Source organism: Pseudovibrio sp. Ad26, from assembly GCF_001623285.1.
GTDB classification, from domain to species: Bacteria; Pseudomonadota; Alphaproteobacteria; order Rhizobiales; family Stappiaceae; genus Pseudovibrio; species Pseudovibrio ascidiaceicola.
The window spans coordinates 118,479-139,921 of the sequence record NZ_LMCE01000146.1; the positions used below are offsets into that span (position 1 = coordinate 118,479).

Sequence of the window (21,443 nt, forward strand, 5' to 3'; positions counted from 1 at the left end):
CTCTCGCTAGGTGCAGCACGCTACCTTGACACAAATGACCCACGCTTGGGATTCGCTGTGAGGTAGCTATGGCAGACAAGAGCAATGCAAATACTGAGGACATGAGCGAAGAGGAGGATCTTGCGGAGATTGCACGGCCCTTCCACTACTTGTCTTTCTTCCAACTGCTTCAATCCCTCATTACAGCTCTCTTGCTGGGCGTCGTAGCACTCATCTCTCTGGAAGTGCTCATGTCACCCATTCCAGAATCTGCACTCCGGCCCATGCTGATCTGGCTTGCACTGGCATTCTTCTTCGTCGTGATCGTCGTGCCGAAAAACTTCACACTCGGCTTTTTGTGCATGTTGCTCTGCCAACTTGTCGCCTGGCGGATTGCCTCACTCTATTATGCCTATCTGCTCAGTTGGCCTCTTGCCTTTGCCTTCTTCGTCAATCTCATCTGGTTCCTCAGCACTATCCAGCGCAACTCATTTGAGACAGCAGGCCGTGGCCTCACGCTTTGGCAATGGCAACTCACCTTCTTCCGTATTCTGGTTGGCTTTGTGATGGTGCCACACTTCACCGACAAGCTGTTTGCCGGGTCTCTCCCTTACATGGAGCACGTGGAATTCTTCTCCCTACTCGGTTATCCCGACCCTGCCATGATCATTGATGCAGCAGGTCTGGCAGAACTGGCCATTGCAATTGGCATCGGCCTCGGGCTGCTCACCCGCCTCTCCTGCTTCTTCGCTGCAGCCTATATCTTGTTTGCAGCCACGCTGAGTGGGGCATTGGAGCACGGCTTCGTCTCCTTCGCCACAGCCGTCTCATGGGAGCTGCCGCTGATCCTGTTTGCGTCTTATCTTAGCTTCACCACCACAGGAGGGGGAGAATTCTCCATAGATGGCGCATTACGCAGAACCGGAAAGATGCCCGGATGGATCAAACTGCTCATGGGAGACACAGGCCTCGCTCACAATGAGCATGTCGATTGAGTAACCGATAACAGGTTACCGCTGCGATCACATTACATCGCTGCGGCAGAACGGGCGGCCTGATCGTAATGACCTGACACACTGCGCAAAACAGATGCAAGCCGGGACAGTTCGGCTTCATCAAGCCCAAGTTCTTTCACAGGCTTCACCAGCAAGGCATCACGCAACTGCTTGTAAGCATCACAAAGCGCACGGCCCTCCTCAGTAATCTCGGCAATTTTCTCTTTGCCCCGCTTACCGGATTGCACAAGGCCTGCCTTCTCCAGCTTTTTCAGAGCGTAAGACACCGTGTGAGTATCTTCGATATTCAGAACAAGACACAAATCAGCCAGTGTTTTTGAACGCTCACGGTGATTGACGGAGTGGAGCACCAGCGTTTCCAGAGGAGATAAGCCCTCCTGCCCCGCAGCGGCCATGCAGCGCACCATCCAGCGGTGATAGGCATTCACCATCATCGTCACCGCAAATTCCACCTCAGACAGTGCAGGCAATTCACCCGATGCAAGGTGCGATGAGGACACGACCGGTCCAACGCCCAGCCCACCAGTATTTTTCTGCTCTAAAGCATCACTCATTCTTGACCTCACAACCACCAAGTTAGAATTGCGCAGATTCGCACCATCTCGCGCAACATAATGTCGAGAGTTTACGTAGATCACACAACCTCTCTTAAAAGACCGATCCACGTAAATTTCAATACCAATCGCCGCGTTTCTCCTGACTCTCACATATTCACATTGACAATATGTCTACATTTTGTAGATGTATCACAGAATAAGATTTCAAATCGAGGTGGGACAAAACATGACAATGGGCAAGTGGGACTTCTGGATCGACCGCGGCGGCACCTTCACAGATATCGTTGCACGCACACCTCAAGGAGAAATACGCGCCCATAAAGTCCTCTCCGAAAACCCTGAGGCCTACAAAGACGCAGCCATTCAAGGCATTCGCGACCTCATGGGTGTTGCCAAAGACACCCGCATCCCATCCGACCAGATCCGGGCAGTAAAGATGGGCACCACAGTCGCAACCAACGCACTGCTGGAACGCAAGGGTGACCGCACCCTTCTGCTCATCACCAAAGGCTTCCGCGACGCTCTGGAAATCGGCTATCAGGCCCGCCCGGACATCTTCGCCAAAGAAATCATCAAACCAGAGCTTCTCTACGATCAGGTTCTGGAAGCGGATGAACGCATCCGCGCTGATGGCACTGTTGAAGCAGCTCCAGACCTTGACCAGATCAAAGCCCAGCTCGAAGCAGCCTACGCTGATGGCACACGCTCCATCGCCATCGTTTTGATGCATGCCTACGCTTTCCCTGAGCACGAGAAGCAGCTGGCGAACATCGCCAAACAAGTCGGCTTCCCGCAGATTTCCGTCAGCCATGAAGTCTCCCCGCTCATGAAGCTGGTTGGCCGTGGTGACACGACTGTGGTTGACGCTTACCTCTCTCCAATCCTGCGCCGTTATGTGGATCAGGTTGCTAATGAGCTCGATATCCAGAACACCGACTGCCGTCTCATGTTCATGCAGTCCTCCGGTGGATTGACCGACGCCTCCCTCTTCCAGGGCAAAGACGCTATTCTCTCCGGCCCGGCTGGTGGCGTTGTTGGCGCAGTTGAAACCTCCAAAATGGCAGGCTTCGAAAAACTCATCGGCTTCGACATGGGCGGCACCTCTACTGACGTCTCCCACTTCGACGGCGAGTTTGAGCGCGCCTTTGAAACCGAAGTGGCTGGCGTTCGCATGCGTGCGCCAATGATGATGATCCACACCGTTGCAGCTGGCGGTGGTTCCATCCTCCATTACAAAGACGGTCGCTTCCAGGTTGGCCCAGATTCCGCTGGCGCAAATCCCGGACCGAAATGTTACCGCCGCGGTGGCCCACTCACGGTCACCGACGCCAACGTCATGACGTCCAAGCTCAACGCCTCCTACTTCCCTAAAATCTTCGGTCCAAATCAGGACGAGCCTCTGGCAATCGAAGAAGTCAAAGCGGCCTTCAACGCATTGGCAGCCCAGATCGGTGATGGCAGAACCGGCGAGGAAGTCGCAGAAGGCTTCCAAAAAATCGCCGTAGAGAACATGGCCAACGCCATCAAAAAAATCTCCGTGCAGCGCGGATATGACGTAACCGAATACGCCCTCACCTGCTTTGGCGGTGCTGGCGGCCAGAGCGCCTGCATGGTTGCCGACAGCCTCGGCATGAAAACCGTCATCGTGCACCCGCTTTCCGGTATCCTCTCTGCATACGGCATGGGCCTTGCGGACATCCGCGCAACCCGCCAGCAAGCGGTCGTCAAACCCCTGAACACTGACAATCTGGCAGCTCTTGCTGACCTCGCTCAGCGCCTTGCGACAGATGCGAAAACAGAAGTCGCAAATCAGGGCGTTGCAGAAGACGAACTCTCTATCCTCCCACGCGCGCACCTGCGTTATGACGGCACCGACACACCAATCGCTGTGGATCTGAACACAGGTGATCTCGACGCCATGATCGCGTCCTTCACCCAAAACCACATCAAACAGTTCGGCTTTGCCTACGAAAACAAGACCATCGTGGTCGAAGCGCTCGAAGTGGAAGCCATTGGCGGTGGCGCTGGCCTGCAGGAGCCAGACGTAGCGCTGGCAGCAAACGCCCCTGCCATTGCAGAGCAAACCCGGTTCTACGCGAACGGCAAATGGCAGGATGCGTCCATCCTCAAGCGCGATGCGTTCCAGCCGGGCATGAAGCTGCAAGGCCCTGCTCTCATCATGGAACCACACGCCACCATCGTTGTGGAACCGGGCTGGCATGCTGAGGTCAACGCCAAAAACCACATCATTCTAACCCGCACCATCCCGCTGGAGAAGAAAGTCGCTCTCGGCACCACCGCCGACCCGGTGATGTTGGAAGTATTCAACAACCTCTTCATGTCCATTGCAGAGCAGATGGGTGTGACCCTGCAGAACACCGCCTACTCCGTCAACATCAAAGAACGCCTCGACTTCTCCTGCGCAGTCTTTGATCAGAACGGCGCGCTGGTTGCCAACGCACCACATATGCCGGTGCATCTGGGGTCCATGGACCGTTCTGTTGAGGCGATCATTTCTCTCAACAAAGGCAAGATCAGACCGGGCGACGTGTTCGCACTCAACGCCCCATACAATGGCGGCACCCATCTGCCAGACATCACCGTTGTCTCTCCGGTCTTCGACGATGCCAACAGCGAAATCCTGTTCTGGGCAGCCTCCCGTGGTCACCATGCTGATGTCGGCGGTTCCGCTCCAGGCTCCATGACCCCGCTCGCCACAACAGTGGATGAAGAAGGTGTCCTGTTCGACAACTTCATGCTGGTGGATCAGGGCGAGTTCCGTGAAGAAGCGTTGGTCGAGCTGCTCACCAACCACAAATACCCGGTTCGTAACGTTCACCAGAACGTGGCTGACCTGAAAGCCCAGATCGCAGCAAACGAAAAGGGCGTTCAGGAACTGCGCAAGATGACAGACCATTTCGGTCTGGAAACCGTGCAAGCCTACATGGGCCACGTGCAGGACAACGCCGAAGAAAGCGTCCGCCGCGTGATCGAAGCACTGGCAGACAGTTCCTACGAGTACCCAACGGATCAAGGCTCAACCATTAAAGTCAAGATCACCGTTGATAAGGACAAGCGCGAAGCAACTGTTGATTTCACCGGCACCAGCCCGATGAAAGAAAACAACTTCAACGCACCGGAACCCGTCACCCGTGCTGCAGTTCTCTACTGCTTCCGCGTCATGGTCGAAGGTCACATCCCGATGAATGCAGGCTGCCTGCGCCCAATCAACATTGTGGTGCCAGAAGGCTCCATGCTGCGTCCGCATTATCCGGCAGCTGTTGTGGCAGGTAACGTGGAAACCTCACAGCACATCACCAACGCATTGTTCGCAGCCCTTGGTGCCATGGCAAACTCACAAGGGTCCATGAACAACCTGACCTTCGGCAACGACACCTACCAGTACTACGAGACCCTGTGCTCCGGTTCTCCGGCTGGTCCCGGTTTCAACGGAACGGACGGTGTTCACGTCCACATGACCAACTCCCGCCTCACTGATCCTGAGGTTCTGGAGTTCCGCTATCCTGTGTTGCTGGAAGACTTCCACATCCGCAAGGAAACAGGCGGCAAAGGCAAGTGGCATGCGGGTGACGGCACCAAACGCACCATCCGCTTCCTGGAGAAAATGGACTGCGCAATCCTCGCATCCCACAGAACCATCGCACCAAAGGGCATGCAGGGCGGCGAAGATGGTCAGAAAGGCCGCACTTACGTGCGCCGCAACTCCGGTCAAATGGAAGAGCTGAAAGGCTGCGACCAGACAATTCTGGAAGCCGGCGAAGCCATCACAGTCGTCCCACCAACCAGCGGCGGCTGGGGCACCCCATAACAGGCAAACAAGCCACTGAACCCACCAACGCCCGGCTCACTCAGCCGGGCGTTTTTTTATACAAGTCATCAGCATAAGTAATCTGACTTTTGAAACGCCCCGGTTTGCGCGGTTTCAGCTGTTCCTTATGTGGCATAAGATCCAGATAAGATTTCCCCGCTTTGGCAATCACGACACGCTCACCTTTCCAAACCCTCTCACCAAGATAAGAAAGATAAGATACTGCTTCATGCATGGTAATTTTCATGACACTTCACCTCGGCTAGACCTTACTCATCTTTTTTGTCATGGTTCACTCCAAAGGGCGATAGTACTGGTGCTTTGTTTTATAGGTCGCAATATCTTTGAGGCGCATAATGCTGAAAATAACATCATAGCGATCAAGTTGATGAAACTACGCACGCACCGAAACACAATTAACTCTTTTGGGGAGCTAGAAATTTCCATCTTTGCGGATCAATTCCCATACTTTCACCCGCAGTGCATACAGCTTGGAATTCTTGCTCATTAAGATGAACATCAAACTCTTCAATCTGCATGCACAAATTTTCTAAAGCCATACCCCATTCACCGTGCTCAGCATCACAACGGTACGCATTCAGCCACTCTTCACCTAATCGTCCTCTAAACAACTCGATGATTTCGATGACGGCAATTTTGATTTTCTGATTCATTTTCAATATTTCGGATAAGATGTGATAATACCTTCGCCAGCAGGTTCTATGATGACACGCACTGGAACGCCATCAACAACAGGTAGATTGCCATATACTTGGAGCACACTCATCAACAAACCACTCCTCAAACACCAGTAGCACCACATGGCATCCCATGCAGTGGTGAAGCTAGAGTTCCCGATAGTCGGGATGAGCAAGGCGGCAGGCAGTGCCTGCGCAGTGTGAGTAAGTTAGTTTCTTCGGCATTGGCTACACGCCTTGCCCGGGCTTTCTTGGGATGAACAACGTCGCCTCTTTTGCCTATAAGGCACGATAGCCGGTTTCCCGGAAAGAAAGTGGCTTATCCAGACACGTTTCCATGCCCGCACAGTTCCTCCGTCTTTGACAAACACATCTGCAAAAGCAGGTTTTACTGCCGGTACATCTGCATCTATCACCGCGTGATACCCTATAGTCCTGGGCCCTTCCCCTCAAACCATGCGGTCACGTTTGAAGTTCGGTTCACCGGACCACTGAAAGGTGCGTTACGTCTTCCAATAGCCCCGCCCAACCTACGACAAACTGACGGTCGCTCCGCCAGCAGCCCGTTACGTAGGCATAGGTTCACAGTATGGGAGGAATTCAGGAGGGGAATAAGTTTTTCCAAAAACTCTTTGCAGCATCACGCAATACCAACTGCAGCGCGCAGGCCGGGCATAAGCTGAAAAGCCATATAAGCTGCGTAACAGCACAGGAAGAACACACCTTCCCTGCGGCTCACTCGCCAGCCGGTAATGCAGGCAATCGCCATCAGCACGACTGTGCCCACCATCACCCAGATATCCACCTGCGCGATCTCAGAGGGCACCGGGATTGGCACAACAAGAGCTGTTACACCGCCAATGCCGAATATGTTGAAGATGTTACTGCCAACAATGTTGCCAAACGCAACCTCAGCATGGCCTCGCACCGCAGCGATGGCCGAAGTGACCAGCTCTGGCAAAGAAGTACCGATCGCAACCAGCGTCAAGCCAATCACCGCATCGGAAACCCCAAAATGATGAGCAATTTCAACGCTGGATGACACCAGCAAACTCGCTCCAATAACGATGCCAACCACACCCACAGCAAAAATCGCAAGCCCCGCCCAAATGGAAAGGTTCGGATAGCTCGCCTGATCAGCTTCAGCCTCATGAATCTGAGCCGCTGCCTTTCCCGCTTTACGTTCCGACCAATAACTGAAGAGTGTATAGGACAGCAGCAGGCCAATCAAAATGAAACCAGCCGATCGGGACAAATAACCCGTCAGGATAACGCCCAGCAAAATCAAGCTGGACACAACAAGCACAACACCATCACGTTGGAACGCTTCCCGGTTCACAGCAATCGGCAGGATCAATGCCGTGACACCCAATATCAGCAGCACATTGGCAATGTTGCTGCCCACAATATTGCCGACAGCAACACCGGGGTAACCGGCAAGTGCCCCCTGCAAACTGGCCACAAGCTCTGGCATGGACGTACCAAAACCAACAAGCGTCAGGCCAATAAACAGCTTTGAAACACCCAGACGCGTCGCAACAGCCACACTGCCGCGCACAAGGGCTTCGCCGCCAACAAGCAGCAGCACAAGCCCTCCAATCAACTGAAGGATCACCATGTCAGAAAACTTTCCTTAAGCACAGGTCGCGCTCGCGGTTAAGACTGCTATGCAATTGGGGATCCCTTGAGCGGTTTACAAGCATGGTGCACATCACATTACATTCAGCCAAAGCTCTTTGATGATGAGCCCCAGACCGGAGAAAAACATCATCACCAACACGCAATAGCGGAACAGTGCCGGACTGAAATATCGACCGATATAATTGCCGCTTTTGGTGCCGATATAGACAAACACCAGCCCGGTGATGGAGATGGCAAAAGCACCCAGATGCAGCAAGCCCATATAGGTCAGACCCAGGATCATCGTGGCTGTCACAACCGTGAAGAAGCTATTGATCGTCTGGATGAAATGGCTACGCGGGAGATCCAGAGATACCAGAAACGGCGTAATCGGCATCAACTGTGAGCCCGTCATCCCTGTCAGCAACCCGGTTGAGAAGCCGGAAAGCGAACACCCCATCTTCTCCCAGTGCGTTCTCAGCTTCAGGTTCTTGGACAACAACGCGTATCCAACAAACGCCATGATGACGAACCCCAGCAGGATCGTCAGCCAATGCGTGGAGGCCCACCCCAAAAACCAGAGACCAATGACAACACCCGGCACCGAATAAAGATAGATCCGCCAGAAGCGAGAAAACGTCTCCCGAAAATACCCGGCCTCATAAACCAGTATGAGATCACTGATGAGCCCCGGAACCACAATAAGAGGGATGCCCTTCTTCAGGCCAACCGTGTAGGCAAGGATAGCAAGACAGATCGTTGTAAATCCAAGCCCGGCAAGGCCTTTCACAAAAGCTGCAAAGAAGAACGTAAACATGATGACGGCAATCTCAAAGGCCGTATAGCCAAGATACTCCGCCGCCATTGCCATGTCTGCATCCATGTCCATCATGAAGCAGAGCCTAGGCGCGAACTTGCAACAATCTCTATCATCTCCAGCGGCAAACTGAAGGGATCCATCAACCACCAGTTAGCCTAGAGCGGAGCCGCTAAAATCCTTTTACCAACAAACTCAACCCAAGCCCGAACAACAGCAGCAAAATTGATGCCCTAAAGACCGAGGGCGACATCAGCTGACGCACCGCCGAGCCCAGCTTGGTGCCAAGATATACAAACGCCAGTCCCAATGCAGAAACACCCAGCGCACTCAGGTCAAGCAGGCCAAGATAGTAAAGCCCTCCCGCCATCACAAAAGAAGACAGCGTGAAGGAGCAATTGATCGCTTGCACAAAACGCTCGCTGTTCAGATTAAGCGATAACAGATAAGGCATCACAGGCATGATCTGCGAACCGGTAATGCCATTCACCACGCCCGTAAAAAAGCCACTCACAGGCCCAAGAAGCCGCTCCATCTCGTGGGAAAGTTTCAGGTGCGGTGTGAAAAAAGCAAACAAGGCATAGCTGATAAGCACAAAACCCAGCACCACCACGGCTTCCTGAGCAGGTGCAATATCCAAAAACCAGAGGCCGAGCAGAATCCCCGGCACAGTTGCAAGCAACATCCAGCGAAAACGGACCACCATTTCCCTGAAAGATCCGGCATCGACCATCACCAGAATATTGCTGGTAATACTCGGCAATAAGATGAGCGGAATTCCTCTTTTCAACCCCACCGCGTAAACCAGAAACGGCAGGCAAGTCGTTGAAAACCCGAGGCCTGTCGCGCCTTTAACGAATGCCGCGAAGAAAAAAGCGCCCGCAATTGCAGCAAGTTCCGTTGAGCTATACGCAATCTCCCACACAAAGAGATAACTAGAAAAATCTTCAAACATCTGGCACAACACACCTAACGTAATAGGAAACTTAATTCCCTATTGGAAAATCCATTAGATTTTTGTGAGAGCCCGTGAGCTATCACGTGGAGAAGAAATGCAACTCTGGTTTAGACTTATACTTTATTTCCTTAAGTTCCCTTTTCAGGAAAAACTAGCAGATATGTTCAGCAAGTCTGTTGTCTGCCTGCGTGTTCTCCCCTCTGATATTGACATGAACATCCATCTCACCAACAGCCGTTATCTGGCCATGATGGACTTTGGCCGTGTGGACCACATGAGCCGCACCAAGCTCGGCAAAGCGATATTCCGCAACAAATGGACACCACTGGCCAACCACGCCACCGTCCGTTTTCGGCGCGAGCTCCCGTTTGGCGAGCCGTTCAAGCTCGAAAGCGAGATTGTGTACTGGACGGATGAGGCCTGCGTGATGGAACAACGCTTCATCTTCACCAAGGGCCCGAAGAAAGGCATCGTTGCCGCCACTGGCCTGGTGCGCGTCAGCATGTACGACCGCGCACAAAAAGCCTTTGTTCCAACTACAGCAGTGCTGGAAGAGACCGAAACGCTGGCTACAAAGCTCCCACTGCAGCCGCATATCGAAGCGTTTTTGAAAGAAGAGAAGGCAATTCAGGCCTATGAGCGCAAATCCGCTGGTATTGCTCCGGTAGATTCATTAGAAATACCAGCTGCTGAAAACGATCAATCAAAGGCAGACAACAGAAAGCATGGCTGAGCAGACCTCCCTCCCGATCCTGTATTCATTTCGTCGGTGTCCCTACGCAATGCGCGCAAGACTGGGATTGGTCGCAAGCCAGACAACCGTTGCCCTTCGCGAAATCGTACTGCGCAACAAGCCAGCCCACATGCTGGGAATCTCGCCCAAGGGAACCGTTCCCGTTCTGCAACTGACTGATGGAACCGTCATTGAGGAAAGCCTTGAGATCATGCTCTGGGCTTTGCAGCAAAACGACCCTCAGAGCTGGCTCTCACCAGAGAGCGGAACGCTGGAGGAAATGCTGCAGCTGATTGAAGAGATGGACGGCGACTTCAAACGCAATCTGGACAGATACAAGTACTCCACACGCTACGAAGGTGCTGATCCAGACGAGCACTACACACTTGCCATTCACGAACTCTCCAAGCTCTCTAAACGCCTTGAAAGCTCAGCGTATTTGTTCGGAAACCGCCCGGCGCTCGCAGATCAGGCACTCTTCCCGTTCGTGCGCCAGTTCGCCAATGCTGATAAAGAACGCTTTGAGCGCGAGGCTCCTGCAAGCGTAAAAAAATGGCTGGGCGAACGCATCGACCAGCCGGATTTTCAAACTGTGTTTGGTACAAAATGGACGCCATGGTCACCCGAGGATGACCTTGTGCTCTTCCCGCAAGAAGCAGCTACACACGTCCTTTAAACAGCGCAACTTCGCCAACAACCTCGATCGTGACATCCCTGAAGTATGTCTCCAGAATGGACCGCAGATCATCAAGGTTGTCTTGAGCATTCGAGAAGATGCCCTTGCTGTTGTAAAAACCCATTAGTTTGCGCGCGGCCCAGTTTGGCTTCTGCCCTTCACCTAAAATGGTCGAGCCAAACAAGATCCCACCGTCATTCAGCAGCGGTCTGAGGTTCTCAAACACCATATACTTCTGCTTCATGGACCCCGGCAGGCAGTGCAGCAGATAACCCAGATTGATGCTGTCAAACTTGGCGTCGGTCCACTCAATCGGCTCAAGCACATCAGTCTGCGCTGTACTGACATCCGCCACCACAGAGCGAGCCTTGGCATAGTCCAGACAGGTTTCATTAAGATCCATCAGCACCAGACGCGTCTTATCCGGAAAACGCCCGTGCTCCAGAAAATAGCCACTGCCAACCCCCACATCGAGGTGATTGGCACTGACATTTCGGTTGAAGAAACTCAGTGCCTTTGAAGCGGAACAGCGCCACAGAAACGTGTTGGAGAACCGCAGAACCAGCAAGTCATAAATACGCAGAGTTTTATCGGAGTACACCTCTGCCCCAGCCGCGCTATCCAAATTCTCTTTGTTCATTTCCGCACCAATCCTGTTTTGCTTCACGCATGCACAGTTGCCATACTAGAACAACAACATGAGCAAAACCCTACGTCATGGTTTTACACAGAACAACCGAGAGTTTGCATTAGCAGCTTTTCAAGCTCTGCAGCTGGCACTGTTTGATCCCAGGGATGGCGGTAAACAGCCTCTCCATCAAAGAAATCAGCTCCCTCACCATCAACATTCACCAGCCCCCATTTTGACGCGCCAACCTTGAAGGTTTGCGAGGCAAACCCACCAATATCATCAGCGTGTCGCTCATTCATGCGAATAACAAGATCATGCGCAGTTGCCGCAAGCTGCTCACGTTCTTCGTCAGAAGACAGGACATCCTCAGTATCCAGCAAGAAAGCTTTGCCAAATCCGCCGTTCATATTCACCCGTTCAACATGCAGGCGGTACCAGTCAAAATCAGCAAAATCGACATAGAGCTTGGCCTTTGGATGCCGCATCAGATAGCGATTGCGCAGCTCAATGCACAGCGGGTCCCCTTTGCTCAGGCGCTCAAAGCGCCCGATGACAGTCAGTCGCGGATGAGCCAGTGGATCTCCCTTGCCCGGCTCACCAATCAGCAAAGACACCCGCTGATCCTGTTCAAGGCATTGAGAATGGTTGGAAAGGCTGGAGGCAAGCATAAACGGCGCACCAACAACATCCGAACTGACGCCCACACGGCTGACAATTGGGTAGCCGGTCTCTGGCTCCAGAACAGCAAGAGACGCAAATCTGACAGATCTGATCAGCTTCTTGGCAAGAGCGCGTGCTTCATCGGTGGTCTCACGAATTGGATCTATCTTCTTTTCCATACCAACCTCACTTTTCCCAATCTGACCCTGCTCAGATTCTTGGATCTTGTCTATCTCCACTTAAGCGTATTCCCGAAAAGTGGCCTCCTTAATCTGGAGAGGACAACACCCTGTTTAAGTAAGGTGAATAACATACTCAACTTAAAATTCAGCAAGAAATTGGTGTCTTAAACATTTTTTCAAGCATCTAATAAATTGATTTATATAACTTTTTTGACCTATTCATCTACATGAACAGAAGATGAATGGCGCTCTCAAAGAAGGTTCAGGCCATCTCTGGTTAATTAGTCTCAACAAACACGAAATACCGTTTACGGAGACGAAAATGGCTAAAGCATCAGCAGTAATTTCAGTAGCACTTGCAGGGGCAATGATGTTGCCAGTCGTTTCTGCAGCTCAGGCAGGCCCGCGAAACAATACGTACATTGAGAACAACACTTACGTTGAAAACAACTATTACCATAAGCGTAAGAAGAGAAAGCATAAGAAGCACGGCATCAATGCAGGTGAAGCAGCTGCAATCGGCGTTATCGGTCTGGCAGCAGGTCTCATCATCGGCAATGCAGTGACACCGCAACCCCAGTACGTTGCACCACCACGCCCGGCCTACCGTCCACCAGCACCAGCGTATCGCCCACCGGCATACCGTCCGCCAGTGGTGCATCACCAACCAGCACCGGTTTATCACGCTCAGGCTGTAGCCCCAGCCCCGTGGTCCCCGGCTTGGTTTGCATACTGCACCAACAAATACAGAAGCTTTAACCCGAACACCGGCACCTATCGCACCTACTCTGGCAAAAACCGTTTCTGCCAGTAAGCCCTGTCATCACAGAACACGCCCGCTTGAAAGAGATAAAGCCCCGTCTCGATCAGGTGGGCGTTCCCACATCTGGCTTCCCGCCAGCAGTTCGCAAGCCGGTTGCTCTATTTGCAGACGCGATACTTGCAGCCTTTGCCATGGCAACCCTGATCGAAATGCAAGTGATCTTGGTGATACTTATCGGCCTCTGGGCCCAGCACAGTCGTGAAACGCTCACATGCTCCCTTATGCAAGCTGCTCAGAAAACGAACTTCAGCTGAAGAGCCATCCCAGCCCTCTTCGACGGTCACTTCCCGCCCATCAGACAAATGGAACCCTGCTATGTCGATGGCGTTACCCTTGCCGTGCTCTGAGAGCTTCGCACCGCGTTTGTTATTCCGGCCACGACAAGCATACCCCGCAGCGGTGCGAATGCGCGTGATTGAAACACCCAGCTCCCGCCGAGCAGCAGGCACCGCCACATCTTGCATCCAACCATCCAGCTTTTGCGCAAGCTCGCATTCAATCTGCACCGGCATCGTCAGTCCAATCTCCTGACCGCCCCCAACAACAGAGCGCAAAGAAACAGGCTGATCAATCCCACACCCGCCAGGTCCATCAACTGCACTTGAAATCTCAACACTCCAGCCACGGAGCACACACATCTTCGCATTACTTGCTGGAGGAAAAACGCGCTGGTTCTCAAGAGGTACCGGAACAAGAGAAAGCGGTTTGCCTACTGGAACAGGTGAAGGCTGAACACTCACCTTGCTCTGAGGAAGAGGCATCGGAGGCAATAAGGTTACATTGCCAACATAAGGACGAGCTTTTGGCATCGGGGTAGCACTAACGTGTGCAGCGCCGATGCACATACCGATAACCAAAGCGGCAGACAAAAGTCTTCCGGCAGCGTTCCCACCTGTCTTGTAACCCACCTAGAAATCCCCGATTTGAACAGACGTTTGCCCGGCGCTGTTCCTGATTCAATGCTGAATATTTCCGTTTTCCCGCCTGAATTGTCATGAATGTTTTAAACTATCCACGCCCAATTCACCCCAGGAAAAGCATGAGTATAGCCCGACGAGTATTCGCGAAGCTGCAGAAAACCTGCATATTGATTTGACAGAGGAAACGCAAGAATTCCCTTGGTCTTTCACAAAACAACCAGAAAGTATCCTCCGGCTTTACACATATTATTCGCTACAGAAATTTTCAGTGATCCTAGGTGCTTTTCTAGCAGTGCCATGAAAAATGGCATTTTTTTGCTTCCTAACGTGGCTTCCGTCACATAAGCTTTAAACAGCTAGTGAGTAACGGGAGATAAATCCATGACTGTCACACGAAGCTTTAACGCCGTCGCAATCACACTTGCATTTGCATTTGTTGGTGCTGTCGTTATCGGCTTGCTATAGTCCCCCTCCCCCACACTGACAAAGTCCTTCACAAAACAAAAATCGAAGGCAAGACTTCACCAGACGCACAAAGAAACCCACCTTGTTACCAAGGTGGGCTACTGTTGATTAATTGCTTTTGCGTATCAGTTACGCGGCCACAGATGTCAGGCCAACCATTGTGTTCTGCGCTTGTGCAATTGCTGCGTCACGGTCAACAGCAACACCTTCCGCTGCAACAACTTCCACATCGCTCACACCAACAAAGCCAAGCACCTGTTTGAGGTAAGGCACTGCAAAGTCGGCTGGAGAGCCAACAGGCACGCCGCCAGCTGCTGCAACGATGTATGCCTTCTTGCCTGTCAGCAAGCCCTGTGGGCCATATTCGGTGTAATTGAAGGTCACACCCACACGTGCAATCTGGTCAACCCATGCCTTCAGAACAGCTGGCACAGAGAAATTGTAGATCGGCGCACCAATAACCAGCACATCCGCCGCTTTTAGCTCCGCGATGAGTGTATCAGAAAGCGCAAGGCCTTCTTTCTGTTCTTCACTACGCTGCTCGTCAGGGGTGTAAGCAGCACCAATCCATGCTTCGTTGATAAACGAAATCGGGGAGTTCAGATCACGCTCGATAACGGTGTCACCGTCATTGATGATCTTGGAGGCAAGTTCATCAGAAAGCTGGCGGGTTATGGATGTCGCAGTTGCCGCTGAGCTATGGATCTTCAAAATTGTCTTTTTCATCGGTCGTCTCCTATGCCCCAAACAGGAGCTATTGTCTTCTCCTGAACATACATAATGGAACCACAACGAATGATTAGATCAATAATTGGAAACAGTCTTTGCACGCCTCAGCGACAATCCGACAAAGAAAAAGGGCTGCGAAAACATCCGCAGCCCTTCTAAATCTCAGTTTTTCAAAGGGTTACTCAGCAGCCTCGCGAGCCATTGGGTTATAGTTCAAAATCGGAGCCAGCCAGCGCTCAGCCTTTGCAAGCTCCCAACCCTTACGCTTTGCATAATCTTCCACCTGATCCCGCTCAATCTTGCCAATGCCGAAGTAGTGGCTGTCAGGGTGGGAGAAGTAGAGACCAGACACAGCAGACCCCGGCCACATCGCGTAGCTCTCAGTCAATGAGATACCTGTCTGCGCTTCCGCATCAAGCAGCTCCCAAAGAGTACCCTTCTCAGTATGATCAGGCTGCGCAGGATAACCCGGTGCAGGACGGATACCATCGTAGTCCTCTGCAATCAGGTCAACATTGGACAGACCTTCATTCGGCGCATAGGCCCAAAGTTCAGTACGCACCAGTTCGTGCATCCGCTCTGCAAGTGCTTCTGCCAAACGATCAGCAATCGCCTGACTGAGGATCTTGTTGTAGTCGTCACCAGCTTCGCCGTAGCGCTTGGCAATTTCATCCTCACCAATACCTGCAGTTACAGCAAACCCGCCAACATAGTCCGGAATGCCGCTGTCAATCGGCGCAACAAAGTCCGCAAGGGCCACGTTACCGCGATCAGAGGAACTCCGGTCCATCTGCTGGCGAAGGGTATAAAGACGGTTCAGCTCAGTTGTACGGCTCTCGTCGGTGTAAAGCACCAGATCATCACCGTCCTGCGCACAAGGCCAGAACCCAACAACAGCATTCGCTTGCAGCAGTTTACCCTCTACGATCTCCTTCAGCATCTCCTGCGCATCATTATAAAGCGCTTGAGCTGCCGGACCATAGCGGTCATCTGTCAGCACTGCAGGATAGGCCCCTTTAATCTCCCAGGTAGAGAAGAAAGGTGTCCAGTCAATGTACCTCACCAACTCCTCCAAGGAGACATTGGTAAATGTCTTGGTGCCGATGAACTTAGGCTTGGTTGGAGCATATCCGTCAAAGTTCGGCTTGAAGCGGTTTTCACGAGCCTTCTCGATGGTCGCCCGAACCTTCTTGTTCCGGGATCGCGCGTGCTTTTCAGCAACATCTGCATATTCAATACGCGTTGCATCATAAAGTGTCTCGCGACCACCTTCACTCACCAGACGGGACGCAACACCCACCGCGCGTCCAGCATCAGTGACGTAAATCGCCTGACCCTTGGAGTAGTTCGGATGGATCTTCACCGCTGTATGAACACGAGAAGTCGTCGCACCGCCAATCAGCAGCGGAATATCCAGCCCCTCACGCTCCATCTCAGAGGCCACATGGCACATCTCATCAAGCGACGGTGTTATCAGGCCGGACAAACCAATGATATCAACATCGTGCTTGCGCGCTTCATCAATAATCTTGGCCGTTGGCACCATCACTCCAAGGTCGATAACCTCAAAGTTGTTACACTGCAGAACAACGCCAACGATGTTCTTACCAATGTCGTGCACATCCCCTTTAACAGTTGCCATCAGGATCTTGCCGTTAGACGAGCTCTCATCCAAGCCACTGCGACGTTTCTCTTCTTCCAGGAATGGCATCAGATAAGAAACAGCTGCCTTCATCACACGAGCAGACTTCACCACCTGTGGCAGGAACATTTTACCAGCCCCAAACAGATCACCAACCACGTTCATGCCGTCCATCAATGGACCTTCAATCACATGCAGCGGACGATCAAAGTTCTGGCGAGCTTCTTCCGTGTCCGCAACAATAAAGTCCGTGATACCGTGAACCAGCGAGTGCTCAAGACGCTTTGCAACAGTTGCCTCACGCCAGCGCAGGTCAACCTCACGCTTCTTTCCACCCGGACCTTTAAACTTCTCAGCAGCTTCAAGCAGACGATCCGTGGAATCTGAACGGCGGTTCATGACCACATCTTCACAAAGCTCACGCAATTCAGCAGGAAGGTCATCATAAACAGCCAGCTGACCAGCATTCACAATGCCCATGTCCATACCAACCTGAATGGCGTGGTACAGGAATACAGAGTGCATCGCTTCACGAACCGGCTCATTCCCGCGGAAGGAGAACGACAGGTTGGAAACACCGCCGGAAATATGAGCGTGTGGCAAGTTCTCAGAGATCCACTTGGTCGCTTCAATGAAGTCCAGACCATAGTTGTCGTGCTCTTCAATACCAGTCGCAACCGCAAAGATATTCGGATCAAAAATGATATCTTCAGGCGGGAAACCAACCTTATCAACCAGCACATCATAGGAACGTTTGCAAATGTTGATCTTGCGTTCAAACGTGTCAGCCTGACCCGTTTCATCAAACGCCATCACAACAACAGCAGCACCATAACGGCGGATCAGCTTAGCCTGCGCGATGAAGCTCTCTTCCCCTTCTTTCAAGGAGATAGAGTTCACCACAGCCTTACCCTGCACACACTTCAGGCCAGCTTCAATGACAGTCCACTTGGAGCTGTCGATCATCACTGGAACTTTTGCAATGTCCGGTTCAGCCGCAATCAGATTGAGGAAGATAACCATGGCTTCTTCACTATCAAGAAGCCCCTCATCCATATTGATGTCAATGATCTGCGCACCATTCTCAACCTGAGAGCGGGCAACATCAAGCGCTGCATTATAATCATCGTTCTTGATCAGCTTGCGGAACCGCGCAGACCCCGTCACGTTGGTACGCTCACCCACGTTGACGAAGTTCACTTCCTTGGTGAAGGTGAATGGCTCCAGACCAGACAGACGCATCAGACGCGGCACTTCTGGCAAGGCACGCGGCTTCAAGCCTTCCATCGCATCAGCAAGGGCCTTGATGTGATCCGGCGTAGTCCCACAACACCCGCCAACCACGTTGACCAATCCAGACTCGGCAAACTCCTTCATGAGGCCAGCCATGTACTCTGGGCTCTCATCGTATTCACCAAACTCATTCGGCAAACCCGCATTCGGATAGGCACAAACAAGAGTATCTGCAACACGGGAAATCTCATCTACGTGCGCACGCATTTCCTTAGCACCCAGCGCACAGTTCAAGCCAACCGTAAACGGCTCAGCATGACTGACAGAGTTCCAGAACGCTTCCGGTGTCTGACCTGAAAGGGTACGACCAGACAAATCTGTAATCGTGCCGGAGATCATGACCGGCAGCTTGATGCCCTTCTCTTCAAACACCTGATCAATCGCGAACAAAGCCGCTTTTGCATTCAAGGTATCAAAGATGGTCTCAACAAGAATGAGATCACAGCCACCATCAACCAGACCACGGGTCGCCTCAGCATAAGAATCCTTCAGATCATCAAAGGAAACTGCACGGAAACCCGGATTGTTCACGTCTGGAGAGATCGAGGCCGTCCGGTTTGTTGGACCAAGCCCACCAGCCACAAACCGGCGGCGGGACGGATCAATTGCCTTCATCTGCTCAACAGCTTCACAGCAAAGGCGGGCACCTTCCTTGTTCAGCTCATAAACAATACTCTCCATCGCATAGTCAGCCTGCGCGATAGAAGTCGATGAGAACGTGTTGGTCTCAATGATATCTGCGCCCGCTTTCAGATACTGCAGGTGGATATCACGAATGGCATCTGGCTGGGTCAGGATCAGAAGATCGTTGTTCCCTTTCAGATCCTGGTTCCAGCTCTTGAAGCGCTCACCTCGGAACTGCGCTTCATTGAACTGAAGATTCTGGATCATAGTTCCCATGGCGCCATCCAAAACAAGGATACGTTCCTTGGCGGCTGCTTCTAGGGCTGCAAAAATGTCCGAACCGGTCTTTTTCACCTGCAAACTCATGGGATCCGATCTTTTCTAGTCTTTATTTTTTGCGGGTCACGATTGGGGACCGTAATCCGACAAATATCTTTTTATGTACGTGGATTGGGTTTAGGCAGCGACAGATGCTTTCACATCCTGTTTTGCCCGAAGACCAAGCATGTGGCAGATCGCGTAAACGAGGTCTGCTTTGTTCATTGTGTAGAAGTGGAAGTCCTCAACACCATCATCCGCCAGGCTCATCACCTGCTCGGCAGCAACAGCTGCAGCAACCAGTTCACGGGTGCGAGGATCATCATCAAGACCGTCAAACCGGTGTGCCAACCAACCTGGAACGGAAGCTCCGGTCTTCTTCGCAAAACCGGAAATGCCCTTGAAGCTGGTCACAGGAACGATACCCGGAATGATTGGAATATTGATGCCAGCAGCCCGAACCCGATCCACATAACGGAAGTAGTGGTCGTTATCGAAGAAAAACTGCGTGATCGCACGGGTCGCCCCAGCGTCCACCTTCGCCTTCAGAACATCCAGTTCACTTTCCCAGCTAGGAGATTCCGGGTGTTTCTCAGGATAGGCTGAAACAGAAACTTCAAAATCACCAATGGAACGAATGGAAGCCACCAGATCAGCGGTAGACTGGTAACCACCTTCATGTGGATGGTAGGTTTCACCGAGCCCGGTAGCCGGGTCACCACGCAGTGCCACAATATGGCGAACACCGGCATCCCAATAAGAGCGAATGACTTCATTCACTTCTTCCTTGGTGGCATCCACACAGGTCAAATGGGCAGCTGGCTTCAAAGCTGTCTCATTCACAATACGCGAAACCGTAGAGTGAGTACGCTCACGGGTAGATCCGCCAGCACCATAGGTGACAGAAACAAAGCTTGGGCCCAAAGGCTCAAGCCGTTTGATTGACGACCAAAGCTGTTGCTCCATCTTCTCGCTCTTTGGAGGAAAAAACTCGAAAGAAACGGAGATGTCAGAGGCTCCATTGAGCCTAAAACGGCGATCGATACTATGTTCGCTCATAACTAAGCAAGCTCCTTGGTCTGATCCGCTACAGGCAGGTCGGTCACAACCCGACGATCCTGAGCGAGCCAAAGGGTAACGGTTAATTTGTCTTTCTCCCCCGCGCCCGGGGTAAGATCATTCGTTGAAACAAGCTCCAGATCAGCCTCGGAAAGCCAATTGCCTACTTGTCCCTGAGAAAAGCCAAGACGACGATGCGCATGCTTTTCCCGCAAGAACTCCAGTTCGTGAGGAGCAAAATCTACAAGCAACAGACGACCACCTGGCCGCAAAGCACGGGCAGCTTCCAAAATTGCCCGCCCAGGCTCTTCCAGATAATGAAGAACCTGATGAACCACAGTCAGATCAGCTGTGTCTGGCGCAACCGGCAGCGCATAGATATCGCCCTGCCGCACCTGAGCCTTCTGCAAGCCTGCACGGTCCAGATTAGCCCGCGCAACAGAAAGCATGTTCTGGCTTGCATCAATCCCAATGCCACGCTCGTACTGTTCACTGAACAACTCCAGCAAACGGCCAGTTCCAGTCCCAAGGTCTAGGAGGGTATCAAAGGACTTGGCCCCTACGAGTGCACGCATCGCAGCTTCAACGGCAACTTCCGGCACATGAAGGCTACGCTCCTTGTCCCAGTTGTTGGCACGTGCAGCAAAGAAAGCCGCCGCTTCCTCAGCCTTTGCACGGCGCAACGAAACCAATCGCTCATGATCGGCGGCAAGCACCGGATCGTCCTGCTCGCTCTGCGCAACAATACGTCGCGCCAGCTCAGCCGGCCCACCTTCACCAAGACGATAATAAACCCAGGCCCCTTCCGGATAACGCTTAATCACCCCTGCCTCACAAAGAAGCTTGAGATGTCGCGAAATCCGAGGCTGGCTCTGCCCAAGAATGACTGTGAGATCCTTCACGGTCAGCTCACCAAGCACAAGCAAAGCAAGCAGACGAATACGTGTCGTCTCTCCACAGGCACGCAAGCAGCCCACCAGGTCCTCTACAGGGAGTTTCCCTTCCGGTTCATTGTTCACTGTCTTTATCAAGCCTACTACCGCCGCCAACTGATCGAATAATCTAATATAAAGATATCTTTATACGTATAAGAACTCGATGACAAGAAGGAACATTCCCTTCTCGCACCAAAAGAGGAATAGTTTTTCTGAGTTTTCCTTGAAAATTGGCTGATCAAAAATCAACTCTGACATTCCCAGAGGGCAAACAGAGCA

At 52.2% G+C, this 21,443-nt stretch carries 18 protein-coding genes; 5 read left to right on the forward strand and 13 right to left on the reverse strand.

The features are described from left to right. Positions 1–68 precede the first annotated feature (68 nt). Positions 69–974 carry a DoxX family protein gene (locus tag PsAD26_RS24290; RefSeq protein ID WP_063289959.1) on the forward strand — a complete coding sequence of 302 codons (906 nt, stop codon included), beginning with the start codon at positions 69–71 and terminating at the stop codon, positions 972–974. 32 nt (positions 975–1,006) lie between these two features. Here the strand turns inward: PsAD26_RS24290 and PsAD26_RS24295 are convergent, their stop codons facing one another. Continuing rightward, on the reverse strand, positions 1,007–1,549 hold the full coding sequence (locus tag PsAD26_RS24295) for a winged helix DNA-binding protein (protein ID WP_057465707.1): 543 nt from the start codon (positions 1,547–1,549) through the stop codon (positions 1,007–1,009). Between the two features lie 235 nt (positions 1,550–1,784). On the opposite strand from PsAD26_RS24295, the gene PsAD26_RS24300 reads away from it, so the two are divergent. Further along, positions 1,785–5,381 carry a hydantoinase B/oxoprolinase family protein gene (locus PsAD26_RS24300; RefSeq protein WP_084403821.1) on the forward strand — a complete coding sequence of 1,199 codons (3,597 nt, stop codon included), beginning with the start codon at positions 1,785–1,787 and terminating at the stop codon, positions 5,379–5,381. 40 nt (positions 5,382–5,421) lie between these two features. Here PsAD26_RS24300 and PsAD26_RS24305 read toward each other — a convergent pair whose 3' ends face one another. The 5 genes from PsAD26_RS24305 to PsAD26_RS24325 form a co-directional block, all read right to left on the reverse strand. Beyond that, the gene (locus tag PsAD26_RS24305; RefSeq protein WP_063312457.1) at positions 5,422–5,628 is read right to left on the reverse strand and encodes a hypothetical protein; all 207 of its coding nucleotides are present in this window, start codon (positions 5,626–5,628) and stop codon (positions 5,422–5,424) included. A gap of 169 nt (positions 5,629–5,797) precedes the next feature. Next, the gene (locus tag PsAD26_RS24310; protein WP_063312458.1) at positions 5,798–6,055 is read right to left on the reverse strand and encodes a MafI family immunity protein; all 258 of its coding nucleotides are present in this window, start codon (positions 6,053–6,055) and stop codon (positions 5,798–5,800) included. A 664-nt stretch (positions 6,056–6,719) separates the two neighbouring features. Beyond that, positions 6,720–7,697 (reverse strand): calcium/sodium antiporter, encoded by a 978-nt coding sequence (locus PsAD26_RS24315; RefSeq protein ID WP_063312459.1) that lies wholly within the window; start codon positions 7,695–7,697, stop codon positions 6,720–6,722. 93 nt (positions 7,698–7,790) lie between these two features. After that, a complete protein-coding gene (locus PsAD26_RS24320; RefSeq protein ID WP_063312460.1) occupies positions 7,791–8,591 on the reverse strand; it encodes a sulfite exporter TauE/SafE family protein in 801 nt (266 codons plus the stop codon). Between the two features lie 97 nt (positions 8,592–8,688). After that, on the reverse strand, positions 8,689–9,471 hold the full coding sequence (locus PsAD26_RS24325; protein WP_063312461.1) for a sulfite exporter TauE/SafE family protein: 783 nt from the start codon (positions 9,469–9,471) through the stop codon (positions 8,689–8,691). Between the two features lie 163 nt (positions 9,472–9,634). Here PsAD26_RS24325 and PsAD26_RS24330 point away from each other — a divergent pair, with 163 nt between their 5' ends. Beyond that, complete coding sequence (locus PsAD26_RS24330) at positions 9,635–10,207, forward strand: thioesterase family protein (protein ID WP_208860166.1); 573 nt, start codon at positions 9,635–9,637, stop codon at positions 10,205–10,207. Then, complete coding sequence (locus PsAD26_RS24335; RefSeq protein ID WP_084403822.1) at positions 10,200–10,883, forward strand: glutathione S-transferase; 684 nt, start codon at positions 10,200–10,202, stop codon at positions 10,881–10,883. The genes PsAD26_RS24330 and PsAD26_RS24335 overlap by 8 nt, the downstream gene beginning before the upstream one ends. Here PsAD26_RS24335 and PsAD26_RS24340 read toward each other — a convergent pair. Then, on the reverse strand, positions 10,867–11,523 hold the full coding sequence (locus PsAD26_RS24340) for a class I SAM-dependent methyltransferase (protein ID WP_063312463.1): 657 nt from the start codon (positions 11,521–11,523) through the stop codon (positions 10,867–10,869). The genes PsAD26_RS24335 and PsAD26_RS24340 overlap by 17 nt on opposite strands. Positions 11,524–11,606: 83 nt before the next feature. Beyond that, positions 11,607–12,353: a pyridoxamine 5'-phosphate oxidase family protein gene (locus PsAD26_RS24345; protein ID WP_063312694.1), complete on the reverse strand. Its 747-nt coding sequence runs from the start codon at positions 12,351–12,353 to the stop codon at positions 11,607–11,609. 325 nt (positions 12,354–12,678) lie between these two features. On the opposite strand from PsAD26_RS24345, the gene PsAD26_RS24350 reads away from it, so the two are divergent. Further along, positions 12,679–13,170: a BA14K family protein gene (locus PsAD26_RS24350; RefSeq protein WP_084403835.1), complete on the forward strand. Its 492-nt coding sequence runs from the start codon at positions 12,679–12,681 to the stop codon at positions 13,168–13,170. A gap of 107 nt (positions 13,171–13,277) precedes the next feature. Here PsAD26_RS24350 and PsAD26_RS24355 read toward each other — a convergent pair whose 3' ends face one another. The 5 genes from PsAD26_RS24355 to PsAD26_RS24375 all read right to left on the reverse strand — a co-directional run bounded on the left by PsAD26_RS24355 (position 13,278) and on the right by PsAD26_RS24375 (position 21,206). Further along, entirely contained in the window at positions 13,278–14,087 is an 810-nt protein-coding gene (locus PsAD26_RS24355; RefSeq protein WP_063312465.1) for an extensin family protein, read from the reverse strand. A gap of 606 nt (positions 14,088–14,693) precedes the next feature. Then, positions 14,694–15,290, reverse strand: coding sequence for an NAD(P)H-dependent oxidoreductase (locus PsAD26_RS24360; RefSeq protein WP_063312466.1), 597 nt, complete (start codon positions 15,288–15,290; stop codon positions 14,694–14,696). Positions 15,291–15,471: 181 nt separating this feature from the next. Beyond that, complete coding sequence (gene metH / locus PsAD26_RS24365) at positions 15,472–19,218, reverse strand: methionine synthase (RefSeq protein WP_063312467.1); 3,747 nt, start codon at positions 19,216–19,218, stop codon at positions 15,472–15,474. A 90-nt stretch (positions 19,219–19,308) separates the two neighbouring features. Beyond that, on the reverse strand, positions 19,309–20,229 hold the full coding sequence (metF, locus tag PsAD26_RS24370) for a methylenetetrahydrofolate reductase [NAD(P)H] (RefSeq protein WP_063298221.1): 921 nt from the start codon (positions 20,227–20,229) through the stop codon (positions 19,309–19,311). A gap of 2 nt (positions 20,230–20,231) precedes the next feature. Beyond that, a complete protein-coding gene (locus PsAD26_RS24375) occupies positions 20,232–21,206 on the reverse strand; it encodes a metalloregulator ArsR/SmtB family transcription factor (RefSeq protein ID WP_063312695.1) in 975 nt (324 codons plus the stop codon). Positions 21,207–21,443: the final 237 nt, after the last annotated feature.

Bases quoted from the DNA above. Each gene is read 5' to 3' on its own strand.
- PsAD26_RS24290 (WP_063289959.1), top strand. From the start codon at position 69: ATGGCAGACAAGAGCAATGCAAATACTGAGGACATGAGCGAAGAGGAG.
- PsAD26_RS24295 (WP_057465707.1), bottom strand. From the start codon at position 1,549: ATGAGTGATGCTTTAGAGCAGAAAAATACTGGTGGGCTGGGCGTTGGA.
- PsAD26_RS24300 (WP_084403821.1), top strand. From the start codon at position 1,785: ATGGGCAAGTGGGACTTCTGGATCGACCGCGGCGGCACCTTCACAGAT.
- PsAD26_RS24305 (WP_063312457.1), bottom strand. From the start codon at position 5,628: ATGAAAATTACCATGCATGAAGCAGTATCTTATCTTTCTTATCTTGGT.
- PsAD26_RS24310 (WP_063312458.1), bottom strand. From the start codon at position 6,055: ATGAATCAGAAAATCAAAATTGCCGTCATCGAAATCATCGAGTTGTTT.
- PsAD26_RS24315 (WP_063312459.1), bottom strand. From the start codon at position 7,697: ATGGTGATCCTTCAGTTGATTGGAGGGCTTGTGCTGCTGCTTGTTGGC.
- PsAD26_RS24320 (WP_063312460.1), bottom strand. From the start codon at position 8,591: ATGATGGACATGGATGCAGACATGGCAATGGCGGCGGAGTATCTTGGC.
- PsAD26_RS24325 (WP_063312461.1), bottom strand. From the start codon at position 9,471: ATGTTTGAAGATTTTTCTAGTTATCTCTTTGTGTGGGAGATTGCGTAT.
- PsAD26_RS24330 (WP_208860166.1), top strand. From the start codon at position 9,635: ATGTTCAGCAAGTCTGTTGTCTGCCTGCGTGTTCTCCCCTCTGATATT.
- PsAD26_RS24335 (WP_084403822.1), top strand. From the start codon at position 10,200: ATGGCTGAGCAGACCTCCCTCCCGATCCTGTATTCATTTCGTCGGTGT.
- PsAD26_RS24340 (WP_063312463.1), bottom strand. From the start codon at position 11,523: ATGAACAAAGAGAATTTGGATAGCGCGGCTGGGGCAGAGGTGTACTCC.
- PsAD26_RS24345 (WP_063312694.1), bottom strand. From the start codon at position 12,353: ATGGAAAAGAAGATAGATCCAATTCGTGAGACCACCGATGAAGCACGC.
- PsAD26_RS24350 (WP_084403835.1), top strand. From the start codon at position 12,679: ATGGCTAAAGCATCAGCAGTAATTTCAGTAGCACTTGCAGGGGCAATG.
- PsAD26_RS24360 (WP_063312466.1), bottom strand. From the start codon at position 15,290: ATGAAAAAGACAATTTTGAAGATCCATAGCTCAGCGGCAACTGCGACA.
- metH (WP_063312467.1), bottom strand. From the start codon at position 19,218: ATGAGTTTGCAGGTGAAAAAGACCGGTTCGGACATTTTTGCAGCCCTA.
- metF (WP_063298221.1), bottom strand. From the start codon at position 20,229: ATGAGCGAACATAGTATCGATCGCCGTTTTAGGCTCAATGGAGCCTCT.